Source organism: Burkholderia sp. A2 (genome assembly GCF_001729305.1).
GTDB lineage: Bacteria > Pseudomonadota > Gammaproteobacteria > Burkholderiales > Burkholderiaceae > Burkholderia > Burkholderia sola.
Genome location: NZ_LZXX01000157.1, coordinates 4,305 through 4,799, shown reverse-complemented (window position 1 = coordinate 4,799; position 495 = coordinate 4,305). Strand labels below are relative to the sequence as shown.

The 495-nt window shown below is 69.7% G+C and carries 1 protein-coding gene; it reads right to left on the bottom strand.

Annotated elements, in window-relative coordinates; all coding sequences use genetic code 11:
• A partial coding sequence (locus A9Z05_RS33340) for a hypothetical protein (protein ID WP_069621797.1) occupies positions 1–372 on the bottom strand: 372 nt, incomplete at its 3' end.
• Positions 373–495 lie beyond the last annotated feature (123 nt).

The window sequence follows — 495 nt, the reverse complement described above, 5'->3', positions numbered from 1 at the left end:
CCACGGACGATGCCAGTACCCGCCGCGCCCGCCCCAGTATCCGCCGCCCCAGCGGCCCCAGAAGCCGATCGTCACGGGCGGCCCGTACCAGCCGGAGTAGTACGCCGGGTAGTAATACGGATACGGCGGCGGCACATAAGCCGGGGCGACATACACGGGCACCGCCGTGCCGGCGTCGACCTGCGCCTGCGGTACGGTCGATGCGGCCGGAGCGGACGCAGTCGGTGCGGCCGCGATCTCGCGCTGCGTCACCGTGGCGGGCACCGGCGCGTAATAAGGTGCATAACCGTACGGGCTCGTGTAGTAGCAGCCGCCAAGCGTCAGTGCGGCCAGCGCGAAGACGGCGGGCCTCGCGGCGGGAATCGGGTTCATCTCGTACTCCGGCAGAATCCGCGCGTCGCCGCCGGGCGCGCGCCTGACTCTAGCTTACGTCCCCTGCGGATTTCCGCGCGTATGATCGGTTACTTTTTGTTTCCTGCACCCTGCGGCCGGCCG